Below are 24,673 nucleotides of genomic sequence, written 5' to 3'. Positions count from 1 at the left end.
AGACGGATGCTAATTAGTTTGGTAAGTTGCTCCACGCGATCGCAGTGTATTAATATTTCTGCTAGAGCAACAACTTAAATTACTGTTGATTAAACAGCAGAAATACTGTTTGAAACAACCCCACAATCACACCCAAAACACCACCTAAATTCACAATTGCCTGCAATTCGTTTTTCACAATTCCCTCAATCGCAGCTTCTAAATCAGCGGGGGAAGTTGATTTCACTCGATCTACAATCACTTGATCTATCGATAAAATCGGAATTACCTGAGCTACAATTGCTTCTAAATCTTTTTCTAGATATCGTTCTAAAATTAAAGCCAATTCTTGACTTACAATTCCTAAAGAATTAGTGACCACAGGCGAAGAACCAAGACGATTCAGCAGCAATGAAGCAATATTTTCCCAGTCAACAGAGTCAGTTAATCCTTGTAGTAAATCACTACCACTAGTTTGTAAATAGTGGCGGACACTTTCTCGTGTAGTCTTACGCAATTGCCGTACCGTGCCAATTGGCAAGTTTTGTAATGATAAATTTTGTAATAATTTCTTGATGCGATCGCGCATCTGCAACTCTTGCGTCAATTCTTGCAAACGAGCATTGGTAGCTTCTTTCTCATCTAAGCAAAAAGTTCGCAATCTAGCCAGAGTATTGCGTAAACCAAACAAATTTGCTACCACCCAATAGGTGCCACTAGACTTTTCTCGAAAGCTTTCATCAATAGTTTGAATTGTGCGATCGGTCAAAAAATCAACTATCGTCTGCCGTAACACATCTGGCGGTAGGACTACTTGTAATAACCAATCAGCAAGCCTTGTAGCTTGTTCTTCACTAAGTTGAAACTCTAACAATACTTGGTCAAAAATCTGATTTAGTTGTACTTCTAGAAAGTCTTCGCGTTTAGCTAAAACCTTCAGAATTCGTGGCAAAGATTCTCCTAACAAATCTCGCAAAATTCCTGCCACGATTTTGGCACTTTTTTGATTATTCTCCTCTGATTTAATTTGGTCAATTGCTAGTTGCAATAACCAGAGAATAGCTGCTTGTACCCGTTCTGTTTGCAACAGGCGGCGCGCCAATTTTTGCAATTCCTCTGGTGTCAACAGCGACCCCATGATTGTGTTGGAAACTTTCTGGGCAAGACGTTCTTGGTTGCGAGGAATCAATCCCGGCGTGAACGGTAATCTTTGCCCGCCAATATAAAACGCTCGGTAGGGGCGAAATAACATTTTGATGGCTATATCATTCGTGAAATAGCCAATAATTCCACCCACCACAGGGGGAGTTACATAAAGCCAGAGATCAGACCAATCCACAGTATTTTGGATTCACAATTGGTAATCGGTAATTGGTAATTGGTAATTGATAATTGGTAATTGGTTTTTCTCATTATCCATTACCCATTACCCATTCTCAAATTTAAAATTTACTAACTACCAGCACTCCCATCATACCGTTCGCAATGGGATAGTGTGTGACAACTGCAAAACCAACTTGATAAGCTAACTCTACTTGCTCTGAACCGATGGGAAAGCGGTCTAAGCTGGGGCTGATGTAGGCGTATTCTTCCTTGACGCCCAAATGCGTGGCTACAGGTACAACAATATTCTCCAAATACCACTGCTGAAACGTCCGCAGCTGAGGATTACTAGGTCGATGAAAATCTAAAATTGCGGCTTTGGCACCAGGCTTGAGAACGCGATGTAACTCTTTAAGACTGCGGGGGATATCTTTAACATTTCTTAAACCATAGCCCATTGTAGCGCCATCAAATTGGTTGTTGTCAAAAGGCAAATTGAGTACATCGGCTTCAACCCAAGCGATCGCAGGTTGGGGATACTGGCTTTGGGCGCGCCTTTTAGCAGTTTCTAGCAGGTTTGGCGAAAAGTCTACTCCATACACGTGTCCTGTTGTGCCTACACGTCGTGCTAAACCTAAGGCGATATCGCCACTTCCGCAACACAAATCTAGGCAAGTATCCCCAGGCTTAGGGTTACTCCATTTTATTGCCATTTCCTTCCATATTCGGTGTTGTCCCAGACTCAACCAATCGTTCAACTGGTCATAAACAGGAGCAATACGATCAAAAATAGCGCGAATTTCGTGAGTCATTGGTCATTAAGTCGTAGGTCATTCGTCATTCGTCATTTGCCAATGACAAAGGACAAATGACAAAAGACGACTACACAGTGGTTTGATGGTAGCAACTGCTAGTAAGAGCGATCGCTACCAGTTGTGCTGATAAATGAATTAGCTTTAATTCATCTTCTCGCAAAGTGTATGGTTCTTTCCACTGTAAAGATAATACCCCCATAACTTCGTTGCGGTAAGTAATTGGGATAATCAGGTGTGCTTGCACACCAGTCTCCTGGTAATGAGCAACACCAGATAATTTTGGATCTTTTGATACATTAAAGGATACTTGCATTTTCCCGGTAGCGATCGCCTCGCTTACCAAAGGGTCTTGAGATAACCAGTTTTCTAAACTACCTGCGTCACTATAAGATCCTTGAGTTGCAACCAGAGTATTACCCTTAAGCAGTTGCACAATACAGCCATCCGCTGCAAAACTGTGATTAAAAGCGGTAGCAATTGGGATCAGCGTTTCCTCTAAACTAGTAGCTGCTTGCGTTACTTGCACCAAAACTGTTAGCAGCGCCATTTGAGCATTAGCACAGCGTAACTCTTCTGTGCGCTGCTTAAGCAAGTCGTAGGTTTCTGCTGCCCTTTGCACAACAGCCTTGAGTTCTCCAGGGTCCCAAGGTTTGGTGATATATTTGTAAACTTGCCCGGCGTTAATCGCCTCTACCAAATCTTCAATATCAGTAAAGCCAGTCAAGATAATCCTGACTGTATCTGGAAACTGAGGCACAGTCTTGCTGAGAAACTCAGTTCCTTTCATTTCTGGCATCCGCTGATCGGAGATGATTACTGCCACTTCCCCTTCCTGTGCCAACATTTGTAGGGCAGTCATGCCACTATCAGCTTTAAGAACATGAAAATCGCGTCGAAAAGTGCGATATAGCAAATCTAGATTATCGGGTTCGTCATCAACTACAAGGATTTTCAGTTTTTTTGAGCGTTCTAGAGTCATTAATTGACGACGAATAGTATTAACTTCGAGACTGGGATTATCCATAAGATAATTGTTTTAAATATTGACCATTTTGTTATATTCCATACCAAGCCTAGTTGAGAATAGGCTACAAGCCTTGGGAGAATTTACAGATGTAGATTAAGTCAAGTTAAACCCGCCCCTAGTCGATGCCACAAGCAACTTTTTCTTGATGATGAAGTTTCTTGGTTATAGTTAAGTCGGCAAAAATCGCCATCACAAATCACCAACAAAGTTAACAGATGCTAATTGGGACTCACTTATTAAAACTCCATAAACTAAGTGAAATTACTTTACTTAGAGACAAAACGCCTTTAGCTGCTTTTTAGACTTTGCTCTTGATTTGCCCTCATGCATATATCTGTATTATTAATAACTCATTATTCTCTATGACGCTAGAGTGTTTAAGTGTAGAGTTAGTTCACTGTTAGGGATTAAAATAAGATTTGGTGATGATGTATCAATTACCCTCTAAACTTAAAGCCTCGGCTCTACATTAAGCCATCCTGATTTTTATTTACATCCAGTCAATAGCCAAGAAGCTTGCTACGATTGCGTTCCCTCATTTTAAATTTTAAATAGCTTATGACTGACTTACCGCCCAACCCTCAAAATACTGACAACGCTGCTTTAGATGTCGCACAAGAGTTGTTGCGAAAATTAAGGCAAAAACAAGGTAACTGGGTGGAATGGGGAGTGGCGATCGCCCATCTGCAAAAGGCTGGTTTCAATCCCCAAGATATTTTTGAAGCAACTGGATTTGAGCCGATTCAACAAAATCAGGTGGTTGTTGGCTCCCAAGTATACAACTCTTTAGAAAAAGGTGGGGCATCTGAGTCGACGCGATCGCATTACGCTATGCGCGGCAGTGATGTTTTGTACGAACTGCGGTTACTCAGCCAAGAAGAACGTGCCGCAGCTGCTGAACTGACTTTCCTCCACAAACTCGATGTTGACGAAGCAAGAGAAGTAGCAAAAGCAATTAAAGAGTTCTCCCGTTTCCGCACCTTGCCAGAAGGCTTTTCTGCCCATCCGGGAGATGCTGTTGCCTATCACACATGGAAACTGGCACGCCAAATTACAGATTTGCAAGAGCGATCGCGTCTAATCGCCAAAGGTCTACGCTTCGCTCACTCCCAAACTGCCAGAAAACAAATCGAACAGTTACTCACAGATTTCACTGTTGTTCCCAAACGGCCGGCTCCACTACTGCCCTTTTACCGCCTGGAGTCTGAAGAGGAATTACCCCGGATTGTGCCCGTAGCTGGTGAATTACCACTGACAGCAAATGACTTAAAAGCTGTGCCTTTAGTCACAGAAATTGTCCCTTTTCGCATAGTCAAGTTTACTGGCGAGCAAGCTTGGGTTCCATTACCTGGTTGGCAAGTGCTTTTAAGTGCCGAAGACCCAGTAGTAATTTTGTCCGAGAGCGATCGCCTTCCCAACCAACAACAAAGTCAGCCAGGACAAGTGTTGCTAGTTGTAGATCGCGCCCAACGCCAATGGGATGCTTCCAGCTACTTTATAGTTGATAACTCCGGTGAACTAGATATCCAGTGGTTTGAAACTGAGCCAGAAATTCCCCTGTTGGGACGGATTATTATCATCTTGCGTCCTAAGAAAATTTTGGACGAAGAATTAACCAAAGATTCCTGGCAGATTGACGAATAGTGGTTGGGGAATGGGGATTGGGTATTGGGTATTGGGTATTAGATAAATTGCCCAGTCTCCAGTCCCTATTCCCCTGTCATCATAGAAATATAAGTTTGTTGATTTGGATGGAAAATTTTTAATCACAGATACACACTGATAAACACAGATAATTTTTTATATCTGCGGTTTGGGAATTAGATTCAAAATCTCAAATTTAAATTCTATAATGTCAGACGCTAGTTTTATCGATACAGTGACGCAAGAATCTCTTTACTCTGAATCATCTGCGAAATCACCTGTTTCTAACTTACGGGAAGAGGCAATAACACGCATTCGTAATAGCCTGCGTCCTGGACAACAGCAAATGGCTGACTGGTACTCTGGGCCATTGGCTGTGTCTGCCGTCCCTGGTGCTGGCAAATCCACAGGTATGGCGGCGGCGGCGGCTATTGCGATCGCTCGTCAGTATGAGCGTGCTGCCAAGTCGCGATCGTCCTCCCGTCGCCAATTGGTAGTTGTCACCTTTACTCGCTCTGCGGCTGCCAATATTAAATTAAAAATCCGGGAATATTTAAAGAATTTATCTCTACCTCAGACTGGCTTTGCTGTTTATACCTTGCATGGTCTAGCATTGAACATTGCCAGTCGGCATCCTGATTTAGCCGAGTTGCAGCTAGAAAATGTTACATTAATTACCCCAACTCAAAGTCATCGCTTCATTCGGACAGCCGTAGAACAGTGGATTGCTAGCAACCCAGGACATTATCTCCGCTTACTTGAAGGTAGTCAATTTGACGGTGAAGAAACCGAAAGATTACGCCGCCAATCGGTGCTACGGACAGAAGTATTGCCAGACTTGGCAACTACGGTGATTCATGAAGCCAAAAGTTCTGGTTTATCCCCAGAAGATTTACGAGAATGGAGTAAACAAACCACAGACGCATACGGAATTTTAAGCGTAGCCGCCGGCTTGTATGAGCAATATCAAAACTTAATGCGATCGCGTGACTTTATTGATTACGACGATATGATTTTAGCCGCGCTGCGCGTACTCGATAACGAAAGCGCTCGTCGCATTGAGCAAAACCAAGTTTTCGCCGTCTTTGAAGACGAAGCCCAAGATTCTAGCCCCCTACAGACGAGGTTGTTAGAAATTTTGGCTAGCGGTTCTGAAGCAGGGGAGCAGGGGAGACAAGGAGACAAGGGGACAAGGGGACAAGGGGATAAATCGTTACTAGGAACTCAGCACTCCCCAATCCCCAATCCCCAGTCCCCAATTAACTTGGTACGAGTCGGTGACCCCAACCAAGCGATTAACTCCACCTTTACCCCAGCCGATCCGATTTACTTTCGGCAATTTTGCGAAGAGTGCGATCGCCTCGAACGATTGGCAACAATGGATCAAGCCGGTCGCAGTACCAGAGTGATCATCGAAGCGGCTAACTTTGCACTCGAATGGATAAATAGTTTTTACGGAGTCAAGAGTCAAAAATCGTCCCATCTTCCTATATCTTCACTGCCCTTCCGTCCTCAGAAAATTCATGCTGTTAATACTGGAGACCCTCAACAAGATGCCAACCCAGCACCAGCAGGACGGGGACTAGAACTGTACACTCCCCGTGATATTCATCACACCGTTGAATTACTATCCCAGAGGGTGATTGAGTTATTTGCCCAAGAGCCAATGAAAATTAGTGCAGCTATTTTAGTACGGGAAAACCGCCAAGGACGATGGTTGGCAGAGGAATTGGCTAGCGTATGTAAAGAGCATAAAATTACACTTTATGACGTAGGGGAACGCGATCGCCGTTCTCATGTTCCCCAAGAAATTTTGGCATTATTACAATTTTGCGATCGCCCCCATTCTCCTGATTATCTCAAAGCCGCTCTTGAAGTATTAGTAGAGCGCCAGTTAATTCCTACCCAAGACCTCAACGCCCTTGCTAGTCTACCAGAAGAGTTTTTGTATCCCGGCCCCCTAGCACCACCTCAATCAGAAACAGTACAAAAAGCCTCACACTTGTGTCGCAGTTTACTCCGCGCTCGCTTAGAACTGCCGATTTATCAGCTAATTCCCTTTCTTGCTTTGTCCTTGAATTACGACCAAGCAGAACTAGCAACATCTGATAAATTAACAGAACGAGTAAACCAGCAAATAGCTGGCAATAGTTCAATGGGGGCGATGTTGTCAGCTTTAAGTGAAATCGTCAGTTCCGAACGATTTGAAGCTGTAGAAACAGAAGATTTAGAAGCGCGTTACACCCGTACTGGTCAACTCACTATTATTACCATGCACAAAGCCAAAGGGCTGGATTGGGACTATGTTTTTATTCCCTTTTTGCATGAAAACTTAATTCCTGGTCGATTTTGGGTTCCACCCCAAAGCCAGTTTTTAGGCGACTTTACCTTATCAGAAGTTGCACGCGCCCAAGTACGTGCTGCTCTCCACGGTGAAAGTAGCATACCGGAGGTGACACAAGCTTGGGAACAAGCAAAACACCTAAAAACCGCTGAAGAGTACCGCTTACTCTACGTTGCCATGACACGAGCCAAACGCTTGCTGTGGATGTCGGCGGCGCAAAAAGCCCCTTTCACATGGAGTAAACCAGAGAATTTACAAGAACAAGCGCCTTGCCCAGTTTTTCCAGCATTAAAGCGCCAATTTCCTGAAAGTGTGATTTCTTTAGCAACGATGGTCAAATAAATAATTTCTAATTCTTTGATAGCTGAGGCAAATTAATTTTTGAGTAAGTTTTTTGCGAGATTGCTCCAAGGAATAGGGCGTCAAACCTCTGCTTGATACTATTTTCAAGATAGGTTTATTAGCCATCATTTAATCGGCAGAATCAGCTTGATATGACTGCAAAAGATGCTGACCGTTAAAATGAATCAGATGTGAAGCATCTTCAGCAGCCCAAACATCAGTTTCCCAGGCAATTTCTGTCAGATATTCCACCATAGCTTTACGGCTAAGAAATGTGGTCACCATCACAAGAGGTATTTTTGAACCTTTAAAAAGGCTCTCAAGTTCTTGTTTTCGTTTAGGATCAATCGGCCCATGCGATGTTACAGCTTCAATTAATATTAACCAATTATTCTGTGTAAAATGAATGATCACATCAGGCATTTTACCGTGAGCATCTACAGTAACGCCTAATTCTGCCAATGCCATCTCGTTGAAATGGGCAAACTTCTCATCGGTATCGCCTACATAAAGCAACCTTCCACCAGGCGTAAAGCGGGGTGCAAACTCATTGATAATTTGCTCGACCAGGATATTCTGTCCCCCTGGCGAAAGAGTTTTTACTTCCCCCTCAATCACAACAGGAATACGCGAAATTTTACGCTCTTGAGCATAACGCTTCTTGAGGGTTTCAACAGAAGCAAGATAGGTGCGGATACTTTTTTCCCATTCATCAGAAGCGTAGGTTCGTAATAGTTCAAGCGCACTTTCCTCAATCTGATAAACTGTTTTTGGGCTGTTGATGGGGCGGCTTGGCTTATCTGAATTAGCAACAATCAAGGCAGCATCTAGAAATTGATGTACTGTTTGGCGACGAACCGTTTCCCGTGTGTTAGGCTTATAAGTTTTTCCATAGTGTTGAGCCATAAAATCCATCATCGGTGTGATTCCCATCAAAGGAGAAGCCGCTGATTGCCAAGGATCGGTCGGCTTTAAATCAAGCAAAGCAAGAAGAGTTAAGGCTGATCGTTCGTTAAGCTGTGCCCGTGGAAAGCCCAACTGAGCCAATATTTGCAGTGCTTCATCAATTCTGAGCTTAACAGCAATTGGGTTTTTGTCAGGTGGATTTGTCATACTCAGTAGTTCTTCTACAAGTTTGTCAATTTCCCGTTGCGAAGGAAACTGCTCTTTTATGTGTTCCCCTAATGAGATTAACTGTTCCAAGTTAGGGTATTTCAAGTTCCGCAAATCGGTCGCATTTACCTGAGTATGTCCATTAAATAACCGAAAAAATGAATCAACCAAGGTGGAATTCAAATAAACTGCAAGACCGCGAGCCAAAGCCAGTTCAAGTCCACGCCCATCTTTGTGAAAGTAATTTAAGTGATTTTCAAAGCCAACATAAGCACAATCAAAATGGTTAGCATTGTAAACAACAGCAACAATCCGCCTTTTCTCTTCTTTAGATGAGAATCGTTTACATAAAACGTAATGTTCATTTGGTATAACAAGAGTTGCCGTTTCTTTTACATGGACTAAAGCTTGAGGCTTTTTTGTTATTGTTGGATATTCCACATATCCGTTAGAAAAATTCGCTGGGTAAATTAAAGGAACTGTGTTGTTTTCTGAATTTTCTCTTAGGTACTTTCTTGCACGGAAATCGACCACTCGCCCAGTTGAAACTGTCAGCCCCAGACGTTTTAAAGTGCATGATAATAGAGCCATTTGCTGGACAATTTGCTGGCTGAAATTATCTGGAAGAATATGGATGAATTGCTCTGAATCATGAGGATGAATTAAGTCTGTATACAATACAGAGTTAGACAAGATAAATTCATCATTCACACCAGAACTGCTGCTGATTAGTACAGTATCAGGCTTTTGGGTTTGTTTCTTAGCGTGGATAATTACTGTTTCCTGTAGAACATCATCGTCTCGAAATGCCTCTTGCCGCGACTCAAAAAGATATAATTGCTGCAAAGCCATCATCTCCAAAAACATCTTTCGGAAGTCACGAAAATAAGGGCCATTACAGAAACTGCGTGGGGTAATCGCTACAAACTCCCCTCCTGGTTTCAGCAGTTGTGCTGTAGCAGCCATAAAGCCGGGATACAGATTGCTAGTTTCCAAACCTATAGAACGCAGCAAACCACGAACTTTAGAATTAGCGTTGATTTTTAAGTAAGGTGGATTGAGTATGGCATGGGTAAAACCTTGGCTTTTTGGTTTATCAAACAAATTAGGCTGAAGAAACCTAGCTGCATCCTCGATGAAGTCAGTTTCTCGGATTTCATAATTAAAAGAAATACCAGCGTTTTGGCATTCCCTCTCACATAGTTTTAAAGTTTGGTATAAATATCCGCTAAGGATAGGGTCAATTTCATACGCCACAATATGTAAATGTGACGTGCGTTTTTGATGTTGGCATACCTGTGCTACAAAAGCGGCCAATAGTGAACCTATTCCGGCTCCAGCATCAAGCAGAAATATTTCAGGCAAATCTAGCCGTTCAAACATTCCTGCCATCAATTTTGCCACTGGAGCAGATGTTAAAAACTGACCCATTGACCCTTTGTTATCTTTTGCCAGCTTTAGGCTTGCCATACCCCGCAGGAGATCTACTTCTGCAAGCAAGTTTCTACCCCATAGTTCTGCTAGGCTGCTCAAACCTAAATTACTGGTATGGTCTGCTACCAATGCTCTACTGCTTGCTGGGATAATCACGATGAATTTTCTTAAATGCGATCAAGTTTATAAGATTTATAGGTCATATAAGACCCTATCTTAATGCAGAGTAAAATTTTTCTGTAAATTGATGTAGACGGCTTGTTGTCAGATATTACTTTTCCCTTTGTGATTGCCATACGAGCATCCAATTAGATTTGTCAAACTCAAAGAAAATCAATTTTTTGGAAACTCGATTGAAAGTGCAACGTCAAATTAAATATCCAGTGTAAGGATAAACATCTTACTAGCTATATTACTTGGTCAATTTTCAAGGTAAAAGAACATGAAATCTATTCGGGAACTATCTCCTCAAGGCGTTTTATTAATGCTTGCCTTAACAAGTATTTTATCTTATGGCATTGGCATTACTGGTAAAAATACTGCTGTTGCTGTTCCTCGTGCAGAATCGACACAATTATCCCAAAGCGCCCAAAATCGGCCTAATAGACTTCCGAAATCTGTTGCTAGAGCCATATTGCGTGATGCTTCAAAACGTTCTGGTGTGGCAATTCGTAATTTAGAAATTACTCAGTTTTCACCTAAGACTTTTGGAAATCCCTGCATTTTTCAGTTTGGGGAAGTTTGTACTAGGGAATATAACCCTATTCAAGGTTGGGAAGTTGTTGTCAATGTTCAGAAGGAAACTTGGACTTATCATGCCAATAAATCTGGCTCCCAAATTGTTTTAGATCCGAAAATTAATGCATCGGTAGATAATAAATTGCCAAAGGCGATCGCAGATAAAGTTTTAGGTGATGCATCCCAGCGTTCTGGAGTCAAAACCGCTGATTTAAAAATCACTCAAGCTACATTCAAAACCTTTGGCAATGAGTGCCATTTCAATTTTGGCGAAGTCTGTGCGGAGATTTATCAACCCGTTGAAGGCTGGGAAGTAATTGTTCAGGTGAAGGAGCAATCTTGGACTTATCATGTCAATAAATCTGGCTCTCAAATCGTTTTAGATCCGAAAGTAAGTGCAACCACTAAAAGCTAAATTGTGACTGGCTTTGATTTAGCCAAATTTCCAGGCACTATCAGGCACTATAGAGAGATACTTATTAGTTGCCCTTATGGTGTTGTTACTTTGCGCTCTTTGGAGTTCGTGCAATCCGATTCGCTTAGTATATAATGATGGATTGTGTCGATCAAAGCCAGACCATGCCTAAACTAAAGACCCGTAAAGCCGCGGCGAAGCGATTCCGTGCTACCGGCACAGGTAAAATCGTGCGCCGCAAAGCTTTCAAGAACCACCTTCTAGAACACAAAACTTCTAACAAAAAGCGCAGCTTGTCCAAGACTACACTTGTACATGAACGCGATGAAGAAAATGTGCGTTTAATGCTTCCCTATTTGTAAGTCCTTCAGGAATATTAAGTTATGACACGGGTAAAACGCGGTAACGTAGCTCGTAAACGCCGCAATAAAATTCTCAAACTAGCTAAAGGTTTTCGCGGTTCCCACTCAACTTTGTTTAGAACCGCTAATCAACAAGTGATGAAGGCACTGCGGAGTGCCTACCGCGATCGCAAAAAGAAAAAGCGCGATTTCCGTCGCCTCTGGATCACCCGCATCAACGCCGCTTCACGGCAACATGGTTTGAGTTACAGCCAACTGATCGGCAACCTCAAAAAAGCCAATATCCAACTCAATCGCAAAATGTTGGCACAATTGGCAGTCCTCGATCCAGCTAGCTTTAGCAAAGTCGCTGAACTGGCCAGCCAAGCTAAGGGATAAAGGTGTTAACGGATGAATAACGGATGTAACAGATTCTCATCTCCAGGATGAAGTATGAAGTATGAAGGCTGAAGTATATCCCACAGATGAATCTGGGGGCTGGAAAAAGGACACCTCGTTGCACACAATGCGTATTTCGCAACAATTCCTTTTTTCATCCTTTATCCTTTATCCTTTATCCTTTGTTCGGTTACATCTGATATTATCCGCTACCATATTTTTGATTTTCTGCTTTTCCTTCCTGGGGATGGGACGAATTGCATCTGCCGCCCAAATGCCGGAAATTCAGCGGCGAGGCTATTTAACTATTGCCGTCAAAGACAACTTGCGTCCCTTGGGATTTAGAGATGCCAATGGTAATTTGCAAGGCTTGGAAATTGACTTGGCACAGCGTTTGGCAGTTGATTTGTTAGGTAAGCCAGATGCTGTCAAGTTGCAGCCAGTAGCTAACCGCGATCGCTTATCTGTAGTCTTAAACCATAAAGTTGATTTTGCCATTGCGAGGGTAACAGCCACTAAATCACGTTCTCGCTTGGTGAGCTTCAGTGTTCCTTACTACTATGATGGCAGTTTTTTAGTTGTAAAAGATACTTCAGTGAGGCAGTTGAGCGATTTGGCAACACGAAAAATCGCCGTACTGAATAACTCCAGCACAATTGCTGATGCCCGGTACTATGTGCCAAATGCCGAGTTAGTAGGAGTGAATTCCTATGAAGAAGCACGACAGCAAATAGAAAGCAATGCCATAGTAGCCTTTGGCGCAGATGCTAGCGTCCTGAGTGGTTGGGTGCAACAATATCCTCAATATCGGCTACTACCAATCAAGCTATCAACAGAACCCTTGTCTGTAGCTATGCCCAAGGGATTGCAGTACGATGATTTAAGACGACAGGTAAATGAAGCGATCGCTAGTTACATAGCTGAAGGTTGGCTAAAGCAACGCGCTCAATATTGGGGTTTACCTTAATTCAGTGCTGAGTTAAGAATAAGAATTTCTCTCCTAGTTCCCTTGTCTCCTCAGCCCTCTGCCCCCTTTGCGACTGATAATAATTAAGAAGACTCTTTATAATTCCCTATTTCAAGACAATGGATAACAGTCTAGCGGTTGTTTATCTCTCTATTATGGTAGGTCTGCTCACATTTGCAGTTGTGAGTGTTTTCCGCCAAATTTTCAAAACTCGTAGGCTTGAAAGTTCGCTGTCACGGCTGCGAAACAAGTTGAGTAAAGACAAAGGTACGGCTCAGGAATATTACGAGTTAGCTAGTATTTATTCGGAAAAAAAGGTGTATTCCCAAGCAATTACGCTGTTTCAAAAAGCTCTAAAAGCTGCCGAAGAAGAGGGAGAAAAAGCGATCGCTCCTATTTACAATGGTCTGGGTTATGCTTACTTTGCCCAAGAGCAGTATGATTTAGCAATTCGTCAATACAAAGAAGCCCTCAAGAATAAACCTGACTATGTAACAGCGTTCAATAATCTTGGTCATGCTTATGAGCGCAAAAAATTAAATGCACAGGCACTGCAAGCTTACGAAGAAGCACTAAAATTTGCTCCTAATAATACTACTGCCAAACGCCGTGCTGAATCTTTACGACGCTTAGTTTCTGCGTAATAGCTGATACCGTTAGCAAATTATTTTGAAGTTAGCCTCTAATCTATCGGTTTTCTATCACAATCTTGGAAATAGATAACTATACATTGCTGTAAATATGTTAAGGATGATTAAGAGGCTACGGTTTTTTGGTTTAGCTATTGCCATTGTTATTTTCATTTCTGGCTCTCTAGGTTTAATGGGAATTTTATCGGCTCAACAGCCTTCTATTTCCCATGCTCTGACTGCGTTAACATCCGCAGAAATTAGAACAGCTGTTGAGGTAATTAAGACACAGAAAACTCTGAGTAAAATGGCTGTGTTTCCCTTAATTACCTTGCAAGAGCCAGATAAAACTGAAGTCATAAATTTTATAAATGGTAAAATTTATCAGCGACAAGCTTTCTTGGTACTGTATGAGCGGCCGCAAAATAAAACCTATGAAGGTGTCGTTGATTTAAAAACGAAAACCTTAAGTTCTTGGAAACAAATACCCAATGTCCAACCTGCAATTATCAATCCAGAATATGAATTGGCCGCGCAGGTAGTCAAATCAAATTCCCAATGGCAAGCAGCAATGCAAAAACGGGGAATTAGAGATTTTGATCAAGTTAAAATTAATTGCTGGGCAGCAGGAATTTTAAGTAATGAGGAAACTGCTACAGGTAAGCGTCTTTGTCGAGCATTATCTTATTATAAAGGCGCAGGCTGGAACTACTTTGGCAGTCCAATTGAGGGTGTGATTGCCACCGTCAATTTGAACACAGGTAAACTTGACAGTTTTGTAGACAACGGCATAGTTCCTTTCTCCAAGCAAAACTGGAACTATGATGTGCAGTCTCTGGGTAAATTACTTGTACCTCCCAAAGCTTTGAAGATTTTGCAACCTCAAGGTGTCAGTTTCCGAATCAACGGTAATGCAATTAGCTGGCAAGGTTGGAATTTCCGCTACCTCATGCACTCAACCAGGACAAGGATTACCTAAATATATTGCCGATGATGAGCAGTTAACTGATCAAGATATCGTACTGTGGTACACAATGGGCGTTACTCATATTCCACGACCAGAAGATTGGCCTGTGATGCCAACGCACCGAGTTGGGTTTAAGTTAGTTCCCAGAGGTTTCTTTAGCCGCAATCCTGCAATTAATTTGCCTGAGTCAATACCTGTGAATAATCCCAGGAAAACTTAAATACTTTTTACTCGTTACCAGACTCACCCTGGTAACGCATTCCGCAAAATTTGGTATTAGGAAGGCTATTTATAAATTTTGTGTTATTAGTTCAGCAAGTAATCCACTGGCAAGCATTGTGAGATTTAAGGTGTAATCGATATATCTAAAAGTTTATTCTAAAGTGCGTAAACTGGAATTTATTTGCCAATAAACAAAATAGTTCTAGATAGTTATAAGGTCTGTTAGCGTATTTTGAAAATATTAGAAAAACTCATTTTATTATTACAATTTAAATATGTTTTAAAAATAAAATTAAAATTTATATAAATCTTTCTTGCTGCCTAATAGTTCATAACTAATAACTCATTTATTAAGTTTCGTTTTAATGCATTACTGTTTATATTCCTTGTAGCTTTTACCCTCTCTATGCGATAACCAGCATAAGCATCTTCAAAAAAATTATCGTTAATATTTTCATTTTTAGGGTCGGAATTACTTAGCATGAGTAATGCGCCTTTATTGTCTAGTTTTTTAAAAAAATCTCGCAACCTCAATTGGTCGGAATCATTAAATGACTGCTGGGAATAGGATGTAAAATTAGCTGTGTTACTAATTGGTCTATAGGGTGGATCAAAGTAAACTAATGTTTGATTAGTTACAAAATTTTCACAACTAATAAAATCTCCGTGATAAATTTGAGTTTTTTGGAGAATTTTAGCAACTGCTATTAAGTTTTCTGGGTCACAAATACACGGTTTTTTATATTTACCTACTGGAACATTAAAATCACCTTTAGAATTCACCCGAAAAAGCCCATTAAAACAAGTTTTGTTCAAAAAAATAATATGGGCAGTTCTTTCTACCCATTCAAAATCATATTTATGCAAATTAATGTGTTTTTTTCTAGCATTAAAATGTGTCCTAATTTGATAAAAATATTTGCTTCTTTCAGTTTCATCAAAAGACAAATATTTCATTTCAATTTGAGATAACAGTTTGATTACATCATCTACATTTTGTTGAATTGTCTTGTATGCTATTACTAATTCAATATTTATATCAAAAATAAATAATTCTTCAATAGTCTCATATTTATGTGCTATGTAGAAGAATAATGCACCACCTCCTATAAAAGGTTCTATGTAAGTTTTGATTGAGCCTTTTAACAATTCATTGGGGAGAAAATTATTTATTTGCTCGATTAACTGGCTTTTTCCGCCAGCCCATTTCAAAAAAGGTTTTGGGATTATTGTCAGCGTTGGGACAGTTAGATGCATTGGTTTATCCTGCACAGATATACCAGATTCCTTAAATATAGTTCATGTGTACCAAAAGTTTGTTCAGGATAGCACAAATCATGGTAGAAGCACAATTAAAGATATGTGCCAACCCCATAACATCGGCACTCGCCCCTACACCAACTTTTCTGAGAAACTATTCTAAGTAGTGTGATCGCATGGTCTGAAGAAGCGATCGCTTAACATTACTCACTAGGTAGATTATCAGGGTCAATGCCGAGCGAGCGTAGATACTGCGCTAATTGTTCAGCACGTAGTCGTTCTTGTTCAGCGCGTTGTCGTTCTTGTTCAGCACGCAGTCGTTCTTGCTGTGCTTGTTCTTCTGGGGTCAAATAGCGATCGCCCTGTTTGTCATACCATGACAATAACTCTTGGGGAATGCCGGCAACTATACCCTGATATCTGCCAATCCCTAAACCTATTTCGTTCATCCAGTAGGGTTCACCTATCTGCAATTGATACTCACCATCCACCAACTTGTACACTTCAAACGGTTGATGTTGGTCGCGTCGCCAAAATTCTGGATTATAAATCACATAGTACAACACGCCCAGTTTGGTGTAAATGTCCATCTTTTCATTGTATTCACCCCCTGGTGTGTGCGATACCATTTCTAATGTGAAGATGGGAACTACGCCGTTTTCTTCCCAAACTGCGTAACTTTTGCGTGATTTACCACCTTTTTTCCGTTCTACTCCCACACTCAAAAACGCATCTGGCACTACTGGCACTCTGGGATTTATACCTGTAGTATGATACACTCCCATATCTACCCCAAAGTACCAATCCATCCGTGTAGCCCAGATCGAGTTAAGTAAAAACAGGAGAATATTGGGCAACAGATTTTGCTCCTCGTTATCCACGGGCGTATCGTCACTACAAGGCAACTCGTCTGTGCTTGGTAACGCATTTTTGAGATTGTTTGACAGCATAGTCTTTATCTCACGGGCGTTGAGTTTTTTAATTATAGGCTAGAGGCGCTAAGAGACCTGACACGGTTAAGACCTGGGCGATCTGGTGATTCAGCTAATTCTTTGATATCAAAATTTGCGGTTTCCAGATCCCCGACTTCTTTGAGTAAATTTTGCTGAAAATAAAGATTTATGTCACTTAAACAACATTAATGTTGTTTAATTAAGCGCTAGATCCCAGATGGTCAAAAGGTTTGAGCGATCGCACCCGACTAGAAACTTAACAATTTCCCCATTTTATAAGGACTACAAGTTTTGAGAGAATCAGACAACGATTAGAAATTCAGCAATCATAGTCCACTCATATTGGACTGCGTATTATTTCAGATTAAAAGGGAGAACACAGTCATGAAATTGGCTTACTGGATGTATGCAGGGCCTGCCCACATAGGTACACTGCGAATCGCCAGTTCTTTTAAGAATGTCCATGCCATCATGCACGCCCCACTTGGCGATGACTACTTTAACGTCATGCGCTCGATGCTATCAAGGGAAAGGAACTTCACTCCGGTAACAACCAGTGTTGTCGATCGCAACGTTTTAGCACGTGGTTCCCAAGAAAAGGTGGTAGACAATATCACCCGCAAAGATGCCGAGGAACACCCGGATTTGATTGTTTTAACTCCCACCTGTACTTCTAGTATTCTGCAAGAAGATTTGCACAACTTTGTAGAACGGGCGCAACTAGAAGCTAAAGGTGACGTAATGCTGGCGGATGTCAACCACTACCGCTACAACGAACTGCAAGCAGCTGATCGCACCCTGCATCAAATCGTGCAATTTTACATTGAGAAAGCCCGTAAAAAAGGCGAACTCCCAGAAGGCAAAACTGCAAAACCCTCCGTCAACATCATCGGTATTTCTACCCTTGGGTTCCACAACCAGCACGACTGCACCGAACTGAAAAAGTTGATGGGTGAGTTAGGAATTGAGGTAAATACCGTCATTCCTGAAGGCGCTTCTGTTAACGATTTGAAGAAGATGCCGCAAGCTTGGTTTAACCTAGTACCTTACCGCGAACTCGGCTTACAGACAGCTCGTTACCTAGAAGCAGAATTTGGCACTCCTATTGTAGATATCACCCCGATGGGTGTGGTGGAAACTGCCCGTTGTATCCGCAAGATTCAGCAGGTAATTAACGCCCAAGGTGCTGATGTTGACTACGAAGACTTCATCAACGAGCAAACATTGTATGTATCTCAAGCTGCTTGGTTCTCCCGTTCTATTGACTGTCAGAACTTGACAGGTAAGAAAGCTGTGGTGTTTGGTGACAACACCCACGCCGCCGCACTCACCAAAATTCTGTCACGGGAAATGGGTATTCACGTTGTTTGGGCTGGGACTTACTGCAAATATGATGCAGACTGGTTCCGCGAACAAGTGAGCGAGTATTGCGATGAAGTATTAATCACCGACGATCATGGTGCAATTGGGGATGCGATCGCCCGCGTCGAACCTTCAGCCATCTTCGGTACGCAAATGGAACGCCACGTTGGTAAGCGCTTGGATATTCCCTGCGGTGTTATTGCTGCACCCATCCATGTGCAAAACTTCCCCATTGGTTACAAACCATTCTTGGGTTACGAAGGTACAAATCAGATTACAGATTTAATCTACAATTCCTTCACTTTAGGAATGGAAGATCACCTCTTAGAAATCTTCGGTGGACACGATACCAAAGAAGTAATTACCAAAGGAATTTCTGCTGATTCTGACCTCAGTTGGACAAAAGATGGACAAGCAGAATTGAACAAAATTCCGGGATTTGTTCGCGGTAAAGTCAAGCGCAACACCGAGAAATTTGCTCGCGATCGCGGCTTTAAGGAAATCAACGCTGAAGTGTTGTACGCTGCTAAGGAAGCTGTTGGCGCTTAGTTTTTCAGCAAGTAAATAAAATTTATTAGGGAGCTAAGAGCAATCTTGACTCCCTATTTTTATAATGTTAAAACCGAGAGGTAATTATTTATTATAATTTTTTAGTAAAAATATGATTCAATTAGTTGTAATTTTAATATTATTACTTTATTTATATTTTTTATTTAATACTATTTCTTTAGTAATTCAAATTATTTAGAATTTATTGCTCGGTCTATTTCAAGTTATTTTTCCATTTTTCTCATCACCTATATCATGGTTTTTGAAAGCATTGACTTCTGAGAGTGGCTTCGATTTAGCAATTTCATGGACTATAATGTTGTTTTTTGTATTTACAATTTTACTATGCCTTTATTCTTGTATTGACGAATTTATGTTGAAGAAAATAAGAATTACTAAAATAAAATATAGTAATATAATAAATACCAAAAATATTGCATTTTTATATATTTTAAAAAATCGCATTTTCCAAAGCACTGAATTATCCAAGCAAGAAGTAAGAATTAACTTTTTACTAATAATTTAGAGTTGCTATATTTTCCAATACAAAGGTATCTACATAAGATGCTTTTGCTTCTTACTGTTATTAACTCAAAATCTGCGCTAAATCCAGCACAAACCCTGGTAGTACATCCTCTCCTGACAAGCTAGTAGGGGATTGTAAAACCTCAACTTCTCGTCCTATACGATAAATTTCTACCCGTTGGTTTTGGGGGTCAATCAGCCAACCTAAACGCACACCATTGGCAATATACTCCTGCATTTTGCGTTGCAGTATCTCTAGGCTGTCTGTAGCCGAACGTAATTCTGCCACAAAATCCGGAGCCATCGGTAAAAATTTAGCTGGATCTGGGTTCAACGCCGTTAATCGTTCCCGGTTTACCCAAGATGCATCAGGCGATCGATTCGCACCATTAGGGAGTTTGAAACCTGTTGAAGAGTCAAAAGTTAGCCCTGTACCATCAGCATCAGCCCAATTACCTAAGCGCTGCGTCAGTCGGCTATTCCGATTTCCACTTTCCCATCCTGTTGGTGGCATAATAATTAGTTCTCCCTCAGCCGTCAACTCAAGACGCAAATCTCGATTATTTTGACAGATTTGGAAGAACTGCTCATCTGTTAGCTCGATGGTAGGGTGTAGGTTAAGAATTAGGGCATTCATACTTAGACTCTCAATCTTGCTAAGTGTAGCCTAGCATTACATCTTTCAAGAAACACAAATTACCGATACAGTTACTTAATTTCCAAATATGGGAATCTGAATGATAAACTTCTGTTAAGTCATAACCTGGAATTACCGAAGTTAATACCATCATTTCTCCTTTTCCTAAAGTTGAGTGCTCACTTCATATATTTCTCAATTGGAAAGGCAGATTCTAATAATTTACATTCATTTATAGAATAAATAATCTTTGCTAAGTGATGTGCAACATCAAGAAACTTGCAGGCGATCGCGGCATCGAACATATCACAACTGAAGTGCTTATGCTGCGAGGAAGCTGTTAGGGCGTGTAGAGTTTAGTTCATAAAACTTAATAGTAAAAATTAATATTTATGCTCTGTTACTCACTTTTTTGTTATTAGCTGTGTTATTGTATACAGCTAATATCTAAAATTTTGATATACATTTTTGAGAAAAAAATAGCTGTGGATGTAAATGAATTCATATCATCTCTACAAGAGATTAAAGATGATGCTGCTGTGATAGATCTATGCAGGAAAAAAGTTTTACATGGCACTCCCTACATCTTTGAGGGACAAGAAGATAAATACTACGAATTTAGAAAGAGGATATCTGAAAAATTTGATATCGCTTTTCATGAAGTTTTCATAACAGGCTCCGCAAAATTGGGATTTAGTCCACGTAAGAGAAAAATTTTTGATTATGACTCCGACATTGATGTTGCGATAGTATCGCAAAATTTATATGACAGAATTATTGATATTATTTGCATTTATCAGATGGAACTAAGAAGAGCAAGAAGAAAAGTCACATACGATGAGTTGAAAATGTATCATTCTTTTCTTGAATACACAGCAATTGGATGGATTAGACCTGACAAGCTTCCAATTTCATTTAAGGTTAACGAGTTAAAGGATGAATGGTTTGATTTTTTTAAATCTATTTCTTACGGAAAATCAGAAGTTGGTGACTATAAAGTAACTGCTGGTATATTCAAAACTTACCAACATTTTGAGATGTATACAGTAAGTGGTTTTAGAGACCTTAAAAAATCTTTAGAAATTGGTGTATAACATGGCGAATCAAATTAAACCATCAGTGACTAATCCTACTATTGCTGATATCTACCAGAATATTGAAGGAGGAAAATTTATATTGAGGCCTGACTTTCAGCGAAAGTTTGTGTGGACTCATGACCACCAAGAGGAATTTATAGATACTATTTTAAAAGGATATCCTTTCCCTGAAATTTATGTTTGCCAAGGTGATATTGATACTAAAAAGCTGCGTACAACACAGCACGTTATTGATGGGCAACAAAGACTAACTACAATAAAACGATATATTGATCATGAGTATGATAACGATAAGCCTTTAAGTAAAATCCCTAAGTTTGAAGATTTAACAGAAGAAAAAAGAGAAGAGTTTCTTTCATATCAAATTGTTGTAAGAGATATAGGCAAAGTATCAGAAGAAACTATCAGAGAAATCTTTCGCAGAATTAATTTGACAGAGTTTAAACTAGACGATATAGAAATACATAATGCTATATATAGCGGCTATTTCATCAAAACGGGCAAAAGTATTCTAGAAAATATTTCTTTACAAGAATACGGGGTTTTTCATGAATCTGAGTTTACTAGAATGGCTGATTTATATTTTATATTATTAGTAATGGCAACTATTGAAAATGGTGGATACTTTCCTCAAGATAAAGAAGTTGAAAATTATATCGCTCAATACAATGATGAATACCCCAATAAGGATCATATGAAGGCTCTGCTCATAAAGACTTTTGCTACAATTAGTGACATGGCTTTACCGTCTGATTCAATTTGGTTTAGAAAGTCTAATTTCTTTACACTTGTTGTGGAGTTAGCAAAGCACATAAATCAGATACCAGAAAATATTGCTGAACGTCTAAAAAATCTGGAATTACTGCTATTAGAGAATAGAAGCAAGCCTGATAATAAGTATGGAAAATATTATTCATATATGTACGCAGGAACTACTAATAGAAAGGGGAGAGTGGTAAGAGCAGAGGTGTTTAATGAGCATATTTTCGCCTAAAATATATATATTAACCTCTAAGATAGTTGAATATTTTATAATTTTATAACATTACAACTTACATACTTAGGTTTTTAGCATGATCTCTCACTATCGCCATAGGCTATGATGCCATTTTGGATAAGCCAGAGTGAAAGCAGTCCGTAGCACTTGTAGTCTATTCACAGCAAGGCGATAATTGACGCTGTTGTTTTGGCACAAAGGTGGGGACATTTATGAGACAGGACTTCAAAGAACTAGCTGAACTATACAAAAACGCGCTTCTCAACGATGTACTCCCCTTTTGGGAAAAACACTCGATTGATTGGGAACAAGGAGGGTATTTCACCTGCCTCGATCGCCAGGGTAAAGTGTATGACACAGACAAATTTATCTGGCTGCAAAACCGCCAAGTGTGGACATTTTCCATGCTTTGCAACCAGCTAGAGAAACGCGACAATTGGCTGAAAATTGCTACCAATGGTGCTAATTTTCTCTCCCAACATGGCAGAGATGGCGATGGAAACTGGTACTTTAGCCTAACTCGTGAAGGTGAGCCACTGATTCAGCCTTACAATATCTTTTCTGATTGCTTTGCAGCGATGGCTTTTAGCCAATACGCCCTCGCCGGTGGTGAAGATTGGGCTAGGGATGTGGCTATGCAAGCTTACAACAACGTTTTGCGCCGCAAGGATAACCCAAAAGGCAAATATACTAAGTCATATCCAGGTACACGACCGATGAAATCTTTGGCTGTACCGATGATTTTAGCCAACCTGACTCTAGAAATGGAATGGTTGCTATCTAGCGAAACTTTGGAAGAAGTTTTGAATGCAACAGTTCAGGAAGTGATGAGTGATTTTCTCGACCAGGAACGGGGGCTGATGTACGAAAATGTTGCTCCCGACGGTTCCCACATTAATAGTTTTGAAGGACGTTTAATTAACCCAGGCCATGGTATCGAAGCGATGTGGTTCATTATGGATATAGCCCGCCGTCGCAACGATACGAAAATCATTAAACAAGCTGTTGATGTGGTGCTAAATATCCTGAATTTTGCTTGGGATAATGAATACGGCGGATTGTATTATTTCATGGATGCAGAAGGTCATCCTCCCCAACAGTTGGAATGGGATCAAAAACTGTGGTGGGTTCACTTAGAAACTTTGGTTGCATTAGCAATGGGTTATCGTCTAACGGGACGTGAGGCGTGTTGGGAATGGTATCAAAAAATGCACGATTACGCCTGGAAACACTTTGCTGATCCAGAATATGGTGAGTGGTTTGGCTACCTCAATCGTCGCGGGGGAGTTTTGCTAAATCTCAAAGGCGGCAAATGGAAAGGATGTTTTCATGTACCGCGTGCGCTGTATCTGTGTTGGCAACAGTTTGAAGCATTGAGTGTAAAGTAATTTAATTTTTGATAGGGTACAAATGGAATCAGTCTTATTAGATGGACATCCTATGAATGTTGTGACACCTAAGCGATTCACCATTGATGAATATCATCGGTTGATTGAACTCGGATTTTTGCAAGAGGGCGATCGCATTGAATTAATTAGGGGAGAACTAATTCAAATGGTGGCAAAAGGAACACTTCATACAGTCTGCGGTTCTATCTTGTGCCGCCAACTGGATCGGCTCTTAAGCGATTCTTCTTCAAAGCTACTTCGTGAAAGCGCAGTCATTCGTGGACAAGATCCTATTACCCTACCCAATCAAAGTGAGCCTGAGCCGGATGTCGTCATTGCACGTGGAAAAGATGAAGATTATCTAGCGCATCATCCCTATCCCGAAGATATCTTTTTGGTTATCGAAATTTCGGACACAACCTTAAATTACGATCAAACCACCAAACTAAAAATTTACGCAGAAGCCGGAATTTATGATTATTGGATTGTCAACTTGATTGCTCATCAATTAGAAGCTTACAGCCAGCCTTATCAAAATGCTCAAGGTGAATTTAACTACCTTAGCAAGCAGATTTATTTACCGAATCAGTCAGTTGTGATTCCTAGATTTGAAGATGTCTTATTAAACTTAAGCAAGATTTTTCCTGAGGTTAGATGAATAATTAATTGTAGAGATATTAGAGTAGGTTTTCCAGAAGGTGAGCCTGTAACTCTTGAATGTGAAGGTATGATTGGTAGCTTAACTCCTATCATTAAGCTCAAGGGAGGACAAGTAAGACCTGGCTTAAGTGGTTCTCCTCTCTTGAACCAGCGTACTGGTAAAGTTTGCGGCGTAATAAAATTTACTCGTAACCGCAACTCGGATTTGGGCGGTGGAGCTATTCCGATTGATGTTGTTTTTAAATATTATCCTAAAGTAATTATTGCTCACTCTGATTTTCATCAACAAGATAAACGATGGGATCGTACACAATCAGTGATCCTCACACGCTGTTTAACTTGATTTTAAATCAGTAACGTGTGCAAGAAATCCTTGGCTACATCGTGATGCGAATTTGAAAAAAGAATGTGATACATACAAACCTGGAAACCCAGATGAAATCAGGCTTTCTTAATGAGCGAATTTTGAATTGGTACGAGATGTTGCTTGCTCACCACATTCGCAACACTTTTACACAGACCTAATGTTAAAACTTAAGCTACGAT

General features: G+C 40.5%; 23 protein-coding genes. 15 read left to right on the top strand and 8 right to left on the bottom strand.

The window, feature by feature from the left end:
* Positions 1 to 79: 79 nt before the first annotated feature.
* The 3 genes from AC5JL8_RS05690 to AC5JL8_RS05680 form a co-directional block, all read right to left on the bottom strand.
* On the bottom strand, positions 80 to 1,318 hold the full coding sequence (locus AC5JL8_RS05690) for a DUF445 domain-containing protein (protein WP_495878807.1): 1,239 nt from the start codon (positions 1,316 to 1,318) through the stop codon (positions 80 to 82).
* A 103-nt stretch (positions 1,319 to 1,421) separates the two neighbouring features.
* On the bottom strand, positions 1,422 to 2,114 hold the full coding sequence (gene ubiE, locus AC5JL8_RS05685) for a bifunctional demethylmenaquinone methyltransferase/2-methoxy-6-polyprenyl-1,4-benzoquinol methylase UbiE (RefSeq protein ID WP_495878806.1): 693 nt from the start codon (positions 2,112 to 2,114) through the stop codon (positions 1,422 to 1,424).
* A gap of 70 nt (positions 2,115 to 2,184) precedes the next feature.
* On the bottom strand, positions 2,185 to 3,141 hold the full coding sequence (locus tag AC5JL8_RS05680) for a response regulator (protein ID WP_495878805.1): 957 nt from the start codon (positions 3,139 to 3,141) through the stop codon (positions 2,185 to 2,187).
* A gap of 561 nt (positions 3,142 to 3,702) precedes the next feature.
* Here AC5JL8_RS05680 and AC5JL8_RS05675 point away from each other — a divergent pair.
* Together AC5JL8_RS05675 and AC5JL8_RS05670 are read left to right on the top strand one after the other, a co-directional pair.
* Positions 3,703 to 4,788 (top strand): RuBisCO accumulation factor 1, encoded by a 1,086-nt coding sequence (locus AC5JL8_RS05675; protein ID WP_495878804.1) that lies wholly within the window; start codon positions 3,703 to 3,705, stop codon positions 4,786 to 4,788.
* Positions 4,789 to 4,996: 208 nt separating this feature from the next.
* Entirely contained in the window at positions 4,997 to 7,474 is a 2,478-nt protein-coding gene (locus tag AC5JL8_RS05670) for an ATP-dependent helicase (RefSeq protein ID WP_495878803.1), read from the top strand.
* Between the two features lie 129 nt (positions 7,475 to 7,603).
* Here the strand turns inward: AC5JL8_RS05670 and AC5JL8_RS05665 are convergent, their stop codons facing one another.
* On the bottom strand, positions 7,604 to 10,177 hold the full coding sequence (locus AC5JL8_RS05665; RefSeq protein WP_495878802.1) for a BsuBI/PstI family type II restriction endonuclease: 2,574 nt from the start codon (positions 10,175 to 10,177) through the stop codon (positions 7,604 to 7,606).
* Between the two features lie 286 nt (positions 10,178 to 10,463).
* Between AC5JL8_RS05665 and AC5JL8_RS05660 the strand changes: the two genes are divergently transcribed.
* The 7 genes from AC5JL8_RS05660 to AC5JL8_RS05630 all read left to right on the top strand — a co-directional run bounded on the left by AC5JL8_RS05660 (position 10,464) and on the right by AC5JL8_RS05630 (position 14,697).
* On the top strand, positions 10,464 to 11,174 hold the full coding sequence (locus AC5JL8_RS05660) for a DUF8738 domain-containing protein (protein WP_495878801.1): 711 nt from the start codon (positions 10,464 to 10,466) through the stop codon (positions 11,172 to 11,174).
* A gap of 164 nt (positions 11,175 to 11,338) precedes the next feature.
* Positions 11,339 to 11,536 carry a 50S ribosomal protein L35 gene (rpmI, locus tag AC5JL8_RS05655; protein ID WP_495878800.1) on the top strand — a complete coding sequence of 66 codons (198 nt, stop codon included), beginning with the start codon at positions 11,339 to 11,341 and terminating at the stop codon, positions 11,534 to 11,536.
* 21 nt (positions 11,537 to 11,557) lie between these two features.
* On the top strand, positions 11,558 to 11,914 hold the full coding sequence (gene rplT, locus AC5JL8_RS05650; RefSeq protein ID WP_495878799.1) for a 50S ribosomal protein L20: 357 nt from the start codon (positions 11,558 to 11,560) through the stop codon (positions 11,912 to 11,914).
* A 127-nt stretch (positions 11,915 to 12,041) separates the two neighbouring features.
* Positions 12,042 to 12,881, top strand: coding sequence for a transporter substrate-binding domain-containing protein (locus tag AC5JL8_RS05645; protein WP_495878926.1), 840 nt, complete (start codon positions 12,042 to 12,044; stop codon positions 12,879 to 12,881).
* A 119-nt stretch (positions 12,882 to 13,000) separates the two neighbouring features.
* Positions 13,001 to 13,525, top strand: coding sequence for a tetratricopeptide repeat protein (locus tag AC5JL8_RS05640; RefSeq protein ID WP_495878798.1), 525 nt, complete (start codon positions 13,001 to 13,003; stop codon positions 13,523 to 13,525).
* Between the two features lie 106 nt (positions 13,526 to 13,631).
* Entirely contained in the window at positions 13,632 to 14,489 is an 858-nt protein-coding gene (locus AC5JL8_RS05635) for a hypothetical protein (RefSeq protein WP_495878797.1), read from the top strand.
* Positions 14,422 to 14,697, top strand: a complete 276-nt coding sequence (locus AC5JL8_RS05630) for a copper amine oxidase (protein ID WP_495878796.1) — start codon at positions 14,422 to 14,424, stop codon at positions 14,695 to 14,697. Before AC5JL8_RS05635 ends, AC5JL8_RS05630 begins: the two co-directional genes overlap by 68 nt.
* Before the next feature lie 323 nt (positions 14,698 to 15,020).
* Here the strand turns inward: AC5JL8_RS05630 and AC5JL8_RS05625 are convergent, their stop codons facing one another.
* The gene (locus AC5JL8_RS05625; RefSeq protein WP_495878795.1) at positions 15,021 to 15,971 is read right to left on the bottom strand and encodes a DNA adenine methylase; all 951 of its coding nucleotides are present in this window, start codon (positions 15,969 to 15,971) and stop codon (positions 15,021 to 15,023) included.
* A gap of 191 nt (positions 15,972 to 16,162) precedes the next feature.
* Positions 16,163 to 16,909, bottom strand: coding sequence for a Uma2 family endonuclease (locus tag AC5JL8_RS05620; protein ID WP_495878794.1), 747 nt, complete (start codon positions 16,907 to 16,909; stop codon positions 16,163 to 16,165).
* 387 nt (positions 16,910 to 17,296) lie between these two features.
* Here AC5JL8_RS05620 and bchB point away from each other — a divergent pair, with 387 nt between their 5' ends.
* The gene (gene bchB / locus AC5JL8_RS05615) at positions 17,297 to 18,823 is read left to right on the top strand and encodes a ferredoxin:protochlorophyllide reductase (ATP-dependent) subunit B (RefSeq protein ID WP_495878793.1); all 1,527 of its coding nucleotides are present in this window, start codon (positions 17,297 to 17,299) and stop codon (positions 18,821 to 18,823) included.
* A 586-nt stretch (positions 18,824 to 19,409) separates the two neighbouring features.
* Here the strand turns inward: bchB and AC5JL8_RS05610 are convergent.
* Entirely contained in the window at positions 19,410 to 19,985 is a 576-nt protein-coding gene (locus AC5JL8_RS05610; RefSeq protein ID WP_495878792.1) for a Uma2 family endonuclease, read from the bottom strand.
* Between the two features lie 19 nt (positions 19,986 to 20,004).
* Complete coding sequence (locus AC5JL8_RS05605) at positions 20,005 to 20,139, bottom strand: hypothetical protein (protein WP_495878791.1); 135 nt, start codon at positions 20,137 to 20,139, stop codon at positions 20,005 to 20,007.
* 331 nt (positions 20,140 to 20,470) lie between these two features.
* On the opposite strand from AC5JL8_RS05605, the gene AC5JL8_RS05600 reads away from it, so the two are divergent.
* From AC5JL8_RS05600 to AC5JL8_RS05580, 5 genes are all read left to right on the top strand, one after another.
* The gene (locus AC5JL8_RS05600; RefSeq protein WP_495878790.1) at positions 20,471 to 21,079 is read left to right on the top strand and encodes a hypothetical protein; all 609 of its coding nucleotides are present in this window, start codon (positions 20,471 to 20,473) and stop codon (positions 21,077 to 21,079) included.
* 1 nt (position 21,080) lies between these two features.
* Positions 21,081 to 22,076 carry a DUF262 domain-containing protein gene (locus AC5JL8_RS05595; RefSeq protein ID WP_495878789.1) on the top strand — a complete coding sequence of 332 codons (996 nt, stop codon included), beginning with the start codon at positions 21,081 to 21,083 and terminating at the stop codon, positions 22,074 to 22,076.
* 215 nt (positions 22,077 to 22,291) lie between these two features.
* Complete coding sequence (locus AC5JL8_RS05590; protein ID WP_495878788.1) at positions 22,292 to 23,467, top strand: n-acyl-d-glucosamine 2-epimerase; 1,176 nt, start codon at positions 22,292 to 22,294, stop codon at positions 23,465 to 23,467.
* Between the two features lie 52 nt (positions 23,468 to 23,519).
* Positions 23,520 to 24,125: a Uma2 family endonuclease gene (locus AC5JL8_RS05585; RefSeq protein WP_495878925.1), complete on the top strand. Its 606-nt coding sequence runs from the start codon at positions 23,520 to 23,522 to the stop codon at positions 24,123 to 24,125.
* Positions 24,126 to 24,194: 69 nt separating this feature from the next.
* Complete coding sequence (locus AC5JL8_RS05580) at positions 24,195 to 24,470, top strand: hypothetical protein (RefSeq protein ID WP_495878787.1); 276 nt, start codon at positions 24,195 to 24,197, stop codon at positions 24,468 to 24,470.
* Positions 24,471 to 24,673 lie beyond the last annotated feature (203 nt).

This window comes from Mojavia sp., from assembly GCF_059505145.1.
This window is presented reverse-complemented; position numbering and strand designations above follow the sequence as displayed.

Excerpts from the sequence above, each read along its gene's own strand:
- ubiE (WP_495878806.1), bottom strand. The coding sequence starts at position 2,114 with ATGACTCACGAAATTCGCGCTATTTTTGATCGTATTGCTCCTGTTTAT.
- AC5JL8_RS05680 (WP_495878805.1), bottom strand. The coding sequence starts at position 3,141 with ATGGATAATCCCAGTCTCGAAGTTAATACTATTCGTCGTCAATTAATG.
- AC5JL8_RS05675 (WP_495878804.1), top strand. The coding sequence starts at position 3,703 with ATGACTGACTTACCGCCCAACCCTCAAAATACTGACAACGCTGCTTTA.
- AC5JL8_RS05670 (WP_495878803.1), top strand. The coding sequence starts at position 4,997 with ATGTCAGACGCTAGTTTTATCGATACAGTGACGCAAGAATCTCTTTAC.
- AC5JL8_RS05660 (WP_495878801.1), top strand. The coding sequence starts at position 10,464 with ATGAAATCTATTCGGGAACTATCTCCTCAAGGCGTTTTATTAATGCTT.
- rpmI (WP_495878800.1), top strand. The coding sequence starts at position 11,339 with ATGCCTAAACTAAAGACCCGTAAAGCCGCGGCGAAGCGATTCCGTGCT.
- rplT (WP_495878799.1), top strand. The coding sequence starts at position 11,558 with ATGACACGGGTAAAACGCGGTAACGTAGCTCGTAAACGCCGCAATAAA.
- AC5JL8_RS05645 (WP_495878926.1), top strand. The coding sequence starts at position 12,042 with ATGCGTATTTCGCAACAATTCCTTTTTTCATCCTTTATCCTTTATCCT.
- AC5JL8_RS05640 (WP_495878798.1), top strand. The coding sequence starts at position 13,001 with ATGGATAACAGTCTAGCGGTTGTTTATCTCTCTATTATGGTAGGTCTG.
- AC5JL8_RS05635 (WP_495878797.1), top strand. The coding sequence starts at position 13,632 with ATGATTAAGAGGCTACGGTTTTTTGGTTTAGCTATTGCCATTGTTATT.
- AC5JL8_RS05630 (WP_495878796.1), top strand. The coding sequence starts at position 14,422 with ATGCAATTAGCTGGCAAGGTTGGAATTTCCGCTACCTCATGCACTCAA.
- AC5JL8_RS05620 (WP_495878794.1), bottom strand. The coding sequence starts at position 16,909 with ATGCTGTCAAACAATCTCAAAAATGCGTTACCAAGCACAGACGAGTTG.
- bchB (WP_495878793.1), top strand. The coding sequence starts at position 17,297 with ATGAAATTGGCTTACTGGATGTATGCAGGGCCTGCCCACATAGGTACA.
- AC5JL8_RS05610 (WP_495878792.1), bottom strand. The coding sequence starts at position 19,985 with ATGAATGCCCTAATTCTTAACCTACACCCTACCATCGAGCTAACAGAT.
- AC5JL8_RS05605 (WP_495878791.1), bottom strand. The coding sequence starts at position 20,139 with ATGATGGTATTAACTTCGGTAATTCCAGGTTATGACTTAACAGAAGTT.
- AC5JL8_RS05595 (WP_495878789.1), top strand. The coding sequence starts at position 21,081 with ATGGCGAATCAAATTAAACCATCAGTGACTAATCCTACTATTGCTGAT.
- AC5JL8_RS05590 (WP_495878788.1), top strand. The coding sequence starts at position 22,292 with ATGAGACAGGACTTCAAAGAACTAGCTGAACTATACAAAAACGCGCTT.
- AC5JL8_RS05585 (WP_495878925.1), top strand. The coding sequence starts at position 23,520 with ATGAATGTTGTGACACCTAAGCGATTCACCATTGATGAATATCATCGG.
- AC5JL8_RS05580 (WP_495878787.1), top strand. The coding sequence starts at position 24,195 with ATGATTGGTAGCTTAACTCCTATCATTAAGCTCAAGGGAGGACAAGTA.